Source organism: Streptomyces sp. NBC_00075 (genome assembly GCF_045041225.1).
Taxonomy (GTDB): Bacteria; Actinomycetota; Actinomycetes; order Streptomycetales; family Streptomycetaceae; genus Streptomyces; species Streptomyces adonidis.
In genome coordinates, this window is sequence record NZ_CP108243.1 from 249,059 (window position 1) to 260,562 (window position 11,504).

Sequence of the window (11,504 nt, forward strand, 5' to 3'; positions counted from 1 at the left end):
CCACAAGGAACTTCAGTGACCGCACGTCCGGCCGTCTGTGAGCTGCCCGCCGTCGTGGGCACCTCGATCGCCTTCCTGGCCCTCGCCGCCTGCGGCGGCTCCGCGGGTACGGGCACGGTGGCGTCGGACTCGTCGGAGATGCTCTCCCACGTGCATGGCCTGGGTGTCGATCCCGCCGACGGGCGCGTGTACGTCGCCACCCACAACGGCCTCTACACCGTGGCCCCGGGCGGGAAGCCGAAGCTCGTCGGCGACAGCCGGGACGACTTCATGGGCTTCACGGTGATCGGTAAGAACACCTTCATCGCCAGCGGACACGGCGTCCCGGGCAGTGACCGTCCGGGGAACGTCGGTCTGATCGAGAGCAAGGACGCGGGCGTCACATGGACGTCCCGGTCGCTGTCCGGGGAAGCCGACTTCCACTCTCTCGACTCGGCCAAGGGAACCGTCTACGGATACGAGGCCGGCCGGGTCCGGGTCAGCAGCGACCTCAAGAGCTGGGACGACCGGGCCTCGCTCGACACCCTCGACCTCGCGGTCGGCCCGGCCGGAGACCAGCTGCTGGCCACGACCGCCGACGGCGTCGTGGCCAGCACCGACGGCGGCCGTACCTTCGGCAAGGGTGACGAGCCGGTCCAGGCGTTTGTGGCCTGGCCCGCGGAGAAGTCCCTGTTCGGCATCGACCCGTCCGGGACACTGAGCAGCAGCGCGGACGGCGGCAAGACATGGAAACAGCTCACGACCGTGCCCGGCGGACAGCCCCAGGCGCTGACCGCGGTGGACGCCGAGCGTGTTCTCGCCGCTACACAGACCGCAGTGTACGAATCCCTCGACGGCGGAAAGACCTTCACCGAGCTCGCGCCCCTCGCCTCGTGAAGAGCCCAGCCCTTGCACGGCCTTTCCACCGGTAGTCGCGGCTCGCTCTGACGAGTCACCACCGGCAGCGGACGGCGCCGCAGCACCGCCTTCGGTACCGCCTCCCGCGCGATGGCCGAGGTGAACTCTGTCCTCGAAGTCCGGTGGCAGATCGTCCTCCGGGTTCCGCCACCGGTTCGCGCCCGGCACCCAGATCTCGCGTCGGCGCAGCGTGTCCCGCAGCGAGACGAGCACGCCCGCTTCCGAGTCCCCGGTACCGGAGTCCGGTCACGCGGAGTACGGCCACGGCCGAACGACGCCAAAACCAGTCATCTACTAAGTAGCTTAGCTGTTGTCGGGTAGCGTAGGCGTCACGCCCCTTTCAACGGGAGCGAACCGGAGGGGATATGACCGGATTCACCGACACCTACGCCCAGAGCAGCATCCTCGGCGCCATTCAGGTCGCAGCCGACACGAAGGAGGACCGGAGCGGATTCCTGTCGGCGGTCTCCACCTTCGGCGCCGTCGCAACGGTGCTGGCCATCATCTTCGGCGCGGCTCTGATAGCGGAGCTGGCCTGGCGGGAGAGGCGGCAGCGCAGGCGGGAAGCGGCGACGGCATCCGGCTTCGAACCCGCGCCCCGCGAGGGGGACATCTCGCCGTGACCTCCTGCACGCCGCGTCCGGACGCGCCCACCGCCGGCCGATGCGCCCGCCCGGACGGCGCGAGGTGAACGTCAGGCCCGGTAGGCCACGTTCGCCATCATCCCGGCCTCGCCGTGGTACGCGTTGTGGCAGTGCAGCATCCACTGACCCGGGTTGTCGGCGTCGAAGAAGACGGACAGCTTCTTCCTGGGCAGCACGATCGCCGTGTCCTTGCGCGGCCCGGAGTCGCCCAGTTGGTACGTGTGCCCGTGCAGGTGCATCGGGTGCCACATGTCGGTGTCGTTGACGAAGTCGAGCCGGACGCGCTGACCGTCCTCGACGAGGATCGGGTGGGCCCCGGGGTCGTTCATGTCGAACGGCGTGCCGTTGATGGCCCAGTCGTACCTGCCCATGCCGCCGGTCAGCTTGATCCGGTGCGTGACGTCGGCCTTGGCGGACTTCAGCCGTACGTCGTCGGCGGCACGCAGCTGGGACGCGCTCATGATCACGCCGTCGAGTTCCTTCGGGCGGACGGTCGCCTTCGGCGCGCTCCCCGAGCCGGTACGGACGAGAGCGAGACCGTTCGCGTCCTTGCCCTCGGCCAGCGCGACGAGCGGGAAGACCCCGTCGCCGAGGGTGACCAGGACGTCGTACCGCTCGCCCATGCCGACCAGCAGGGCGTCCACCTCCTGGTGCCGGACCGGGAAGCCGTCGGTGTGCGTGACGGTCAGCCTGTGGTCGCCGAGGGCGACCCGGTAGGCGGTGTCCCCGCCCGCGTTGATGATCCGCAGGCGCACCTTCCCGCCGGGCTTTCCGGTGTGGACGTCCGGGTCGGCCGCCACCCGGCCGTTGATCAGGTGGTGCGGGTACTTCACGTCGCCGGCGTCGCCGCCGAGCAGGTCGCTCCCGGCACCCATGAGCATGAACCTCATCGACATGCCGCCGGACGAGGCGGAGGCCGAGGGGGACGCCGAGTCGCCGCCCATGTCCATCCCGCCCCCCATGTCGTGGCCCTCCATGCCGCTGGAACTGGAGCTCGGACCTGCGCTCTCCCCCATGTCCATGCCGCCCATGCCCTGCTCGAGTTCCGCGAAGACCTCGTCGGGGGTGCCGGTGACGCCGTCGACCCAGTCGTCGAGGAGGACGACCCACTCGTCGTCGTAGGCGAGGGTCTCCCTGGGGTCCTCGACGATCAGCGGGGCGTACAGGCCGCGGTCGAGCTGGACGCCGACGTGCGGGTGGAAGAAGTACGTGCCCGGCGCGTCGGCGACGAACTCGTAGGTGAACGTGGAGCCGGCCCGGACGGCGGTCTGGGTGGTGGGCGGTACGCCGTCCATGTCGTTGCGCAGCGCGATGCCGTGCCAGTGGACCGACGTGGTCGTCCTGTTCGGGAGCTGGTTCGACAGCTCGGCGACCAGGGTGTCACCGACGGAGAGGCGGACCTCCTTACCGGGGGTGCGGCCGTCGAAGGCCCAGGTCCTGGGCATGACGCCGCCGCCCAGGTCGATCATGGCGGGCGCCGCGGTCAGGGCGAGCCGCTGCCGGCGTCCGGTGCCCTTGCGCTTCTTCTCGGCGGCGGCGACCGCCGAGCCGGAGGGCTTCACCAGTGCGTTGCCGCCATCGGAGCCGGAGCCGCTGCTGCACGCCGCGAGCGCGCCCGCCCCGGCGGCCCCCAGTCCGGCGAGCAGGACGGAGCGTCGGTCGATGCTGTTCATGGGGTTGTGTCCTCTGGGTCGAAACTGCCGATGTGGTCGCGGAGGGACGGCACATCACGCGCCGCCCGGCGCGGCCTAGATGCGCAGTCGCGAGAGGACGGACAGATCTGGCGGGGCTCGGCCGACCGTGGCGCCGGGTGTACGTCCGGCCACCGCCTGGCCCGGGTTCACCAGCGGGTCGAACACGGCCCGGGCGGGAACGGCGAGCTGCACGGAGTCGATGCTCGCCATGGCGCAGTGCTGCATACCGGGCGCGGCACACGCGCCGTCGCCGTGGGCGCTGTGGGAGGAGTCGTCCGAGACCGACGGTGCCGTCTCGTCCGGCATGACGTGAGCGGCATGGGCCATGCCCGGCATGACGGCATGGGCTGCGCTCGGCATGGACGGGACGCCCGTCGCGGACGTCTCGTGGTGGACGAGCACGGCCAGCGCGACGCACAGGGTGAGGAACACCCCGTACGCCCAGCGGACGGCTGTGCCGCCGCTGCGAGCCGTTCGTGCCGTCATGAGCTCCACTCGTCCTCACCGATCGACGAGGTCCCCATGCTACCCCCTGGGGGTACCCGGGCAACGCGACCGACGCACGGCGGCGGTGCCCTGAACCGACGGCCGAGGCGGACCTGAACCGGCTCCCGCTCCGGAGAGCACCGCGCCTCCGGCTGACAGCTCGGGGTGGCGCCGTGGCACCGGACCGCGCCGTGGTGGGCGGCCGCGCCGACGCCGTACGAGTCGACGCCCGCCCCCTGGCACACCGACGACGTACGCCGCAGATCCATATCGCCCGGCCGCGAAATCCCACCGTCCCCTGAACGCTCCTCAACCTCAGGACGTACTAAGGGCACTAGCAGTCGACCGCCCAGGAGACGCCCACGAGCGCTCCGCGCGACGAGGCCGCGTCCCGGCATCACAGTCCGGCCGCGCTCGGACGATCAGGAAGGTGAAGATGGGGATCATGGCGCTCAGTTGGGCCATCGCGTTGGTCGCCGCCCTGGTGGCCGCCGTCAGCGCGGTCCGCGTGGTGACCACCAGCGGCGCGGTCCGGCTCGCGGCCGGAGGTGACCTGCTGATGGGCCTATGCATGGCCGCCATGGCGCTGCCGGCGACGGTCGCCTGGTACGCGGGCTACGGCATGTGGTGGTCGGGAGCGTTCGCCCTCCTCGCGCTCGGAGGCTTGGCGATGGCGTTCAGGCACACGCGCGAAGGCGGATGGAAGCACGGCCGTCACTGGGTGCACCTCATCGTCGGCAGCGTCGGCATGCTGATCATGACGCTCGCCATGACGAGCACGTCGTCCGGCCCGGTGCTGGCCCTGGGACATTCCTCCATGGCGCACATGCCGGGCATGGAGAACACCGCGAGCACCGCGCACGGCCACGAGACGGCCGGCGCGGAGTCCATGGCGGGGATGGAGTCCATGGCGGGGACGGGCTCCGCGCACGGAACGGACATGCACGGTATGACGCAGGCCGCGGCCGACACCGGCGCTGCCACCGGGAGCGCCTCCGTGTGGCGGCTCCTGATCGTGGCGCTCGCCGTGTACTTCGTGCTGTCGATCGGGGCGTCCGTGTGGGCCAGGACCCGGGGCACCCGCAAGGGCGGCCGGAGCGCCGGGGCCCGGTTCAGCTGGGGTCGATGGCTGCTCGCCATGCCGGACACGGTGTTCGTCTTCCTGGCATCGCTGACGACCTCGGTGTGGGACAGGACCCGTACGGCACAGCGGGCGGGCCACGGGCGGCGCCGCAAACTCGGAGCCGCGCCGGAGGCGGCGCTGGCGGCCCACATCGGCATGGGCGGGACCATGTCCGCAATGCTGCTGATGATGGCCGTGTGAGGGCCGGCCGGCACTGACCGGCACGGGGCGCTGTCGCCCTCCACGAAGCCGCTCGGCGCTCGTGGCCGAGGCGGAGGCGGAGGCGGAGGCGGAGAATGGACACAAGCGATTCATGCGCCCGGGCGGGCTCGGACCCGTGATCCCCGGCCCAGGCCGCTCTCGGGTGCCGACCGAAGGGTCCGATCCGGTGTCGCCTTCGCCTCGCCGCCGACGTGCCGTTCCCCTGGTCCTGGGAGCAGTCGCCGCCCTGCTGCTCGCGACCGCCTGTTCCGACGGGGACGGGGAACCCTCCCCGGCCCCTCCGAGCCCCCCGACCTCATCAGCACCCTCCTCGCCGGAATCCGCGGGCGCGCTCCGCATCACGACGGAGGACTTCGCGTTCAGCCCGGCCGATCCCGAGGTGGGGCCCGGCGAGAAGATCACCGTGGTCAACAAGGACTCCGCCGCGCATACGGTCACGGCCACGGACGGCGACGCCTTCGACACGGGGAGCATCGCGGGCGGAGAGTCCGGGACGTTCACCGCCCCCTCCGAGGCAGGCCGCTACGCCTTCGTCTGCACCTTCCACCCGAACATGACGGGCACGCTGATCGTCCGTTGAGCCGCCGAGGGTCCGGTCCGGCACCGGTTCGGCGAGCAGCCAGGCGAATCCCCACTGACCTGTCGCCGCAGATCACGCTTCTACTAAGCCAGTTAGCTAATTGCGGGCAGCGCCACTACCGACAGAAATACCCCTAGGGGGTATAGTGTTGACGTCTCCGGAGGGCCAGGGAACCACACCCCTCCCGGGAACGACCCACGCATCCACACCCTGAGGAAGTAGCCATGACCACTGAGACGAACTCCGGCTCCTGCTGTGGCTCCGGTTCCTGTGGCTCCGGCGCCACGGTCGACGTCCAGGACGTCGGCGTCACCACCGTCTACAAGGTGTCCGGCATGACCTGCGGTCACTGCGAGGGCGCGGTCTCCCAGGAGATCTCCGCACTGGACGGCGTCACCGCGGTCACGGCGGTCGCCACGTCCGGCGAGGTCAGCGTCACCTCCGCCGGCCCGCTCGACGAGGAGGCCGTCCGCGCCGCCGTCGACGAGGCAGGCTACGAACTCGTCGGCCGAGCCTGACGAAGCCTTCGGGGCCACCCCGGCCCCGGACACGCGAATTCCTCCCGCGCCGGGACGTATCGCTCCGCTGATACGGACGCCGTACGCCCCGGCCTGCCCCTGGAGACACGCATGACCAGCACGGCTCCCGAAAAGACACTCCCCGGCACGGCGCCCGCGCCCGCCGCCGAGGTCGAGCTCTCCATCGGCGGCATGACCTGCGCCTCGTGCGCCGCCCGCATCGAGAAGAAGCTCAACCGCATGGACGGCGTCACCGCGACCGTCAACTACGCCACCGAGAAGGCGAAGGTCTCGTTCCCGGAAGGCGTCGCGGTCGCCGACCTCATCGCCACCGTCGAGAAGACCGGCTACACCGCCGAGGAGCCGCCCCCGCCCGCATCGGGCCCGGTGGACGGAGGCGGAGCGCAAGCCGCTCCGGCGGCGGACGGCGAGCTGCTGTCGCTGCGACAGCGGCTGCACGTCTCGCTGGTGCTCACCGTGCCCGTCGTCCTGATGGCGATGGTTCCGGCCCTGCAGTTCGACAACTGGCAGTGGCTGTCGCTGACTCTGGCCGCACCGGTCGTCGTCTGGGGCGCCTTCCCCTTCCACAAGGCCGCGTGGACCAACGCCCGGCACGGCGCCGCGACCATGGACACGCTGGTGTCGATCGGCACGCTCGCCGCACTCGGCTGGTCGGCGTGGGCGCTGTTCTGGGGGCACGCGGGGATGCCGGGCATGCGCCACGGCTTCGAGTTCACCGTCTCCCGAGGGGACGGTTCCTCCTCCATCTATCTGGAGGCCGCGGCCGGGGTGACGGCGTTCATCCTCGCGGGCCGGTATCTGGAGGCTCGCGCCAAGAGGAAGTCGGGTGCCGCGCTGCGGGCGCTCATGGAACTGGGCGCGAAGGACGTCGCGGTACTGCGCGGCGGCCAGGAAGTACGCGTACCCGTCGGGCAGTTGGCGGTCGGCGACCGCTTCGTCGTACGGCCCGGGGAGAAGATCGCGACCGACGGCACCGTCGTCGAGGGCGCATCGGCGGTCGACGGCTCCATGCTCACCGGCGAGTCCGTACCCGTCGACGTGAGCGTCGGCGACGCCGTCACCGGCGCGACCGTGAACGCCGGCGGCCGGCTCGTCGTCGAGGCGACACGCGTCGGCACGGACACCCAGCTCGCGCGAATGGCGAGGCTGGTCGAGGACGCGCAGAACGGCAAGGCCGAGGTGCAGCGGCTCGCCGACCGGATCTCCGGGGTCTTCGTACCGGTCGTCATCCTCATCGCGGTCGCCACGTTCGGAGTCTGGCTCGGCGCCACCGGCGACACCGTCGCCGCCTTCACCGCCGCCATCGCCGTCCTGATCATCGCCTGCCCCTGCGCACTGGGCCTGGCCACCCCGACCGCCCTGATGGTCGGCACCGGCCGCGGCGCCCAACTCGGCATCCTCATCAAGGGCCCCGAGGTCCTGGAGTCCACCCGCCGCGTCGACACCGTCGTCCTGGACAAGACCGGCACGGTCACCACCGGCCGGATGACCCTCCAGGACGTGTACGTCGCCCCTGGCGTGGACAAGGACGAACTGCTGCGGCTGGCAGGCGCGTTGGAGCACGCCTCGGAGCACCCCATAGCCCAGGCCGTCGCGGCGGGCGCGACCGAGCGGACCGGAAGCCTTCCCGTCCCGGAGAGCTTCGAAAACATCGCCGGCCTCGGTGTCCAGGGCGTGGTCCACGGCCACGCGGTGCTCGTCGGCCGCGAGAGGCTCCTGGCCGAGTGGTCCATCGAGCTGCCCCGGGAACTGGCCGAGGTCAAGGCCGCGGCGGAGGCCGAGGGCCGTACGGCGGTCGCCGTCGCCTGGGACGGCGAGGCGCGCGGTGTCCTCACCGTGGCCGACGCGGTCAAGGAGACGAGCGCCGAGGCAGTGGCCGAACTGCGCAGGCTGGGCCTGACGCCCGTCCTGCTGACCGGCGACAACCAGCTCGTCGCCGAGTCGGTCGCGAAGGCCGTCGGCATCGACGAGGTCATCGCCGAAGTCCTCCCGCAGGACAAGGTCGACGTCGTCAGGCGGCTACAGAGCGAGGGCCGTACGGTCGCGATGGTGGGCGACGGCGTCAACGACGCCGCCGCCCTCGCCACCGCCGACCTGGGCCTCGCGATGGGCACCGGCACCGACGCGGCGATCGAGGCCGGCGACCTGACCCTCGTACGCGGAGACCTGCGCGTGGCCGCCGACGCGATCCGCCTCTCCCGCAAGACCCTGGCCACCATCAAGGGCAACCTCTTCTGGGCCTTCGGCTACAACGTCGCCGCCATCCCGCTCGCCGCCCTCGGCATGCTCAACCCGATGATCGCCGGGGGCGCGATGGCCTTCTCGTCGGTGTTCGTGGTGACCAACAGCCTGCGGCTGCGGTCGTTCAAGTGAGCGTGTGAACAACGCTGTTGACCGAGGCACCCGGCCGGAAGGCCGGGCGCCTCGGTGTCGTGCCAGGCCGAGATCAGGTGCACAGCAACCGGGCGATGGCTCGCGTAGCCTCAGTGAGGCTTCACGGACGCCTTCACCGTCTGCGCCCTCGCCGCGGCGGCAAGCGCCGCCGTGGCCCGTGCGGCTGCCCAGGAATCCATTGAATGTCAGTGCCTCGTGCGAGGCTCACGGCATGGCCGAGTGGGACCTGGAGAACGCTGATCCGCGCCGACAAGCAGGAGCACGACACCATACGGTGCCCGCCTTCCACGTCCGCCGGTTCGCCAACTCCCAGAACCAACTGTGGGTACGCGATGGAACAGATACTCCAGAAGGTCGAGGGCAGAGCTGCGAGAGCGCTGCGCCGAGTGACGTCAGCCGTGACGATGGCGCCCTTCCGACCAGCGCTCGCCTCCAGGAAGAGTGCGAGTCCGACTCTCGTCACCCGCTCCAGATTGAGGCCCCGGGGCGACGTCCTGGGGCCCTCATGGTTTCTGCGGTGATCCTCCGAGAACAGGGGCCGGGAAAACGCAGCGGTTCCGGTCACTCCTCGCCGGTGGGGAGCCGGACGGTGAACGTGGTCGATCCGGGGCGGCTCCGGAGGCGGACGCTCCCCTCGTGGGCCTCCGCCACCGCCGCCACGATGGACAGGCCGAGGCCGGTGCCGGTGCCCGCGCCCTCTGTGCGGCGGCGGTCGGCGTGGGTGAAGCGTTCGAAGACCTTGGGCCGGATGTCCTCGGCGACGCCCGGTCCGTCGTCGTGCACCTTCAGTACCGCCGTACCGGCGTCGGTCCGCAGGGAGACGGTCACCGTGGTCCCGACGGGTGTGTGCAGACGGGCGTTGGCCAGCAGGTTGGCCAGCACCTGATGGAGCCGGTGGGCGTCGCCCGGCACCGTCACCGGCTCCTCCGACAGCTCCAGCGTCCAGTGGTGCCCGGGGCCGGCGGCCTGTGCGTCCGTCACGGCGTCCAGGACGAGCCGGGTCAGGTCGACGGGACGCCGTTCCAGGGGGCGACCCGCGTCGAGGCGGGCGAGGAGCAGCAGGTCGTCGACCATCTCGCCCATGCGGGCCGCTTCGGCCTCGATGCGCTCCAGGGCACGCACGACCTTCCGGGGCACCGGGTCCGGGTGCAGCAGCGCCAGTTCCGCGTGCCCGCGGATCGATGCCACGGGCGTGCGCAGTTCGTGGCTGGCGTCGGCGGCGAAACTGCGCAGCCGTTCCTCACTCGCGTGCCGTTTGGTCAGCGCGTCCTCGACATGGCCGAGCATCAGGTTGAAGGCGCTGCCGACGCGTCCTACCTCACTGCGCGGGTCGGCCTCGGGCGCGCGCGGCCACAGTTCCACCTCGCCGCTGGAGAGCGGCAGCTCACTGACCCGGGTGGCGGTCGCGGCCACCCTGCTGAGCGGTCGCAGCGACCAGCGCACCCACAGCGCTCCCACGACGCCGGCGAGCGCGAGGGCCACACCGAGGACGACCGCGGCGACCAGTTCCAGCCGGTGGACGGCGGCCTCCACGGACTCCGTGGGCAGCCCGGTGATCAGGACGTCCCCGTCCCTGCCCTCGGTCGCCATCATGCGGTAGTCGTCCAGCGTCGAGAGGTCGACCGTGTGTCCCTCGCCGTCGGCGGGCAGCCCGGCGAGCCGTCTCCGGTCCCGCGCGCTCAGCTCGACGGTCACCGTGCCCGTACCGCTGCCGGACGCCACCACCGCCGCGTTGGTGACCGTGCTGCCGACCAGCCGGGCGCCGAAGGTTCCGGCGGCCTGGCGGCGTGTGTCGCCGTCGCCGTCCTCGTCGCCGTCGTGATCGGAAGGAAGCGGGACGCCGTGCTCCAGGCTCGCCGGGAACCGTACGCCCGCCTCGCGCAGCTGCTGGTCGAGCCGGCCGGTGAGGAAGCCGTTCAGCTCCACCACCGCCGCCACCCCGACGGCCGCACAGCTGACCGCGAGCAGCACGACGAGCCCGGCGGTGAGCCGCGCCCGCAGCGTGTGCGGGCGGGGGAACCGCACCCGGGGCCTCACCGGGTCACCGGCTTGAGCACGTATCCGGCGCCCCGCACCGTGTGGATCATGGGCGGGCGGCCCGCGTCGACCTTCTTACGCAGGTATGAGATGTACAGCTCGACGACATGGGCCTGTCCGCCGAAGTCGTAGGACCACACCCGGTCGAGGATCTGCGCCTTGCTGAGCACACGGCGCGGGTTGCGCATGAGGAAGCGGAGCAGTTCGAACTCCGTCGGGGACAGCTCGACGAGTTCGCCGCCGCGGGTGACCTCGCGGGCCTCCTCGTCCATGACGAGGTCGCCGACGGTCAGCCGCGGCCCGTCCTCCGTCTGCCGGGCCATGCCGGCCCGGCGCAGCAGTCCGCGCAGCCGGGCGACGACCTCCTCCAGGCTGAAGGGCTTCGTCACGTAGTCGTCGCCGCCCGCCGTGATGCCCGCGATGCGGTCCTCGACCGCGTCCCGTGCGGTCAGGAAGAGCACACACACGTCGGGGCGTACGGCGTGCAGCGAGCGCAGTACGGCGAAGCCGTCGGTGTCCGGGAGCATGACGTCGAGGACGACGGCGTCGGGCAGCAGTTCGCGCGCCTCGGCGACGGCCGAGACGCCGTCGCCCGCCGTGCGGACCTGCCAGCCCTCGTAGCGCAGGGCGCCGGAGAGGACCTCCGCGAGGTCGGGGTCGTCGTCGACGACGAGGACCCGGAGCGGAGTGCCGTCGGTCCGGGTCAGCGCGGGGCGGCCGGGGCCGCGGGAGCGGGGAGTGTTCATCTCGGTTACCAGGATGCGGTCTCACCGCGTCCCCGGCCGCCTTCCCGACCTCTGAGTTCCCTCTGAGTCCGCTCTGCCACCGGGCCACCCGGCCGCCCCCTCCCACCTGCGGTTCGGCCGCGTCGCGGGCGACGCGCTGAGA

The 11,504-nt window shown here is 71.5% G+C and carries 11 protein-coding genes; 7 read left to right on the forward strand and 4 right to left on the reverse strand.

Annotated features, from left to right (window positions below):
* Nucleotides 1-15 precede the first annotated feature (15 nt).
* Both OG787_RS01155 and OG787_RS01160 read left to right on the forward strand, forming a co-directional pair.
* Nucleotides 16-876 carry a F510_1955 family glycosylhydrolase gene (locus tag OG787_RS01155; RefSeq protein WP_405534006.1) on the forward strand — a complete coding sequence of 287 codons (861 nt, stop codon included), beginning with the start codon at nucleotides 16-18 and terminating at the stop codon, nucleotides 874-876.
* A gap of 386 nt (nucleotides 877-1,262) precedes the next feature.
* Nucleotides 1,263-1,520, forward strand: a complete 258-nt coding sequence (locus tag OG787_RS01160) for a hypothetical protein (RefSeq protein ID WP_405534007.1) — start codon at nucleotides 1,263-1,265, stop codon at nucleotides 1,518-1,520.
* Between the two features lie 71 nt (nucleotides 1,521-1,591).
* Here OG787_RS01160 and OG787_RS01165 read toward each other — a convergent pair whose 3' ends face one another.
* The gene (locus OG787_RS01165; protein WP_405534008.1) at nucleotides 1,592-3,214 is read right to left on the reverse strand and encodes a multicopper oxidase family protein; all 1,623 of its coding nucleotides are present in this window, start codon (nucleotides 3,212-3,214) and stop codon (nucleotides 1,592-1,594) included.
* 75 nt (nucleotides 3,215-3,289) lie between these two features.
* Nucleotides 3,290-3,721 (reverse strand): DUF6153 family protein, encoded by a 432-nt coding sequence (locus OG787_RS01170; protein ID WP_369033364.1) that lies wholly within the window; start codon nucleotides 3,719-3,721, stop codon nucleotides 3,290-3,292.
* Between the two features lie 173 nt (nucleotides 3,722-3,894).
* On the opposite strand from OG787_RS01170, the gene OG787_RS01175 reads away from it, so the two are divergent.
* The 5 genes from OG787_RS01175 (at nucleotide 3,895) to OG787_RS01195 (ending at nucleotide 8,558) form a co-directional block, all read left to right on the forward strand.
* Nucleotides 3,895-4,023, forward strand: coding sequence for a hypothetical protein (locus OG787_RS01175; protein WP_405534009.1), 129 nt, complete (start codon nucleotides 3,895-3,897; stop codon nucleotides 4,021-4,023).
* A 134-nt stretch (nucleotides 4,024-4,157) separates the two neighbouring features.
* Complete coding sequence (locus OG787_RS01180; RefSeq protein ID WP_369033436.1) at nucleotides 4,158-5,045, forward strand: DUF5134 domain-containing protein; 888 nt, start codon at nucleotides 4,158-4,160, stop codon at nucleotides 5,043-5,045.
* Nucleotides 5,046-5,232: 187 nt separating this feature from the next.
* Nucleotides 5,233-5,646 (forward strand): cupredoxin domain-containing protein, encoded by a 414-nt coding sequence (locus OG787_RS01185; protein ID WP_405534010.1) that lies wholly within the window; start codon nucleotides 5,233-5,235, stop codon nucleotides 5,644-5,646.
* Nucleotides 5,647-5,870: 224 nt separating this feature from the next.
* A complete protein-coding gene (locus OG787_RS01190) occupies nucleotides 5,871-6,164 on the forward strand; it encodes a heavy-metal-associated domain-containing protein (RefSeq protein ID WP_369033362.1) in 294 nt (97 codons plus the stop codon).
* 111 nt (nucleotides 6,165-6,275) lie between these two features.
* On the forward strand, nucleotides 6,276-8,558 hold the full coding sequence (locus OG787_RS01195) for a heavy metal translocating P-type ATPase (RefSeq protein WP_405534011.1): 2,283 nt from the start codon (nucleotides 6,276-6,278) through the stop codon (nucleotides 8,556-8,558).
* Between the two features lie 582 nt (nucleotides 8,559-9,140).
* Here the strand turns inward: OG787_RS01195 and OG787_RS01200 are convergent.
* Together OG787_RS01200 and OG787_RS01205 are read right to left on the reverse strand one after the other, a co-directional pair.
* Nucleotides 9,141-10,604: a sensor histidine kinase gene (locus OG787_RS01200; RefSeq protein ID WP_405534012.1), complete on the reverse strand. Its 1,464-nt coding sequence runs from the start codon at nucleotides 10,602-10,604 to the stop codon at nucleotides 9,141-9,143.
* Between the two features lie 8 nt (nucleotides 10,605-10,612).
* On the reverse strand, nucleotides 10,613-11,362 hold the full coding sequence (locus OG787_RS01205) for a response regulator transcription factor (RefSeq protein WP_369033359.1): 750 nt from the start codon (nucleotides 11,360-11,362) through the stop codon (nucleotides 10,613-10,615).
* Nucleotides 11,363-11,504: the final 142 nt, after the last annotated feature.

Bases quoted from the DNA above. Each gene is read 5' to 3' on its own strand.
- OG787_RS01170 (WP_369033364.1), bottom strand. From the start codon at position 3,721: ATGACGGCACGAACGGCTCGCAGCGGCGGCACAGCCGTCCGCTGGGCG.
- OG787_RS01205 (WP_369033359.1), bottom strand. From the start codon at position 11,362: ATGAACACTCCCCGCTCCCGCGGCCCCGGCCGCCCCGCGCTGACCCGG.
- OG787_RS01195 (WP_405534011.1), top strand. From the start codon at position 6,276: ATGACCAGCACGGCTCCCGAAAAGACACTCCCCGGCACGGCGCCCGCG.
- OG787_RS01160 (WP_405534007.1), top strand. From the start codon at position 1,263: ATGACCGGATTCACCGACACCTACGCCCAGAGCAGCATCCTCGGCGCC.
- OG787_RS01165 (WP_405534008.1), bottom strand. From the start codon at position 3,214: ATGAACAGCATCGACCGACGCTCCGTCCTGCTCGCCGGACTGGGGGCC.
- OG787_RS01190 (WP_369033362.1), top strand. From the start codon at position 5,871: ATGACCACTGAGACGAACTCCGGCTCCTGCTGTGGCTCCGGTTCCTGT.
- OG787_RS01180 (WP_369033436.1), top strand. From the start codon at position 4,158: ATGGGGATCATGGCGCTCAGTTGGGCCATCGCGTTGGTCGCCGCCCTG.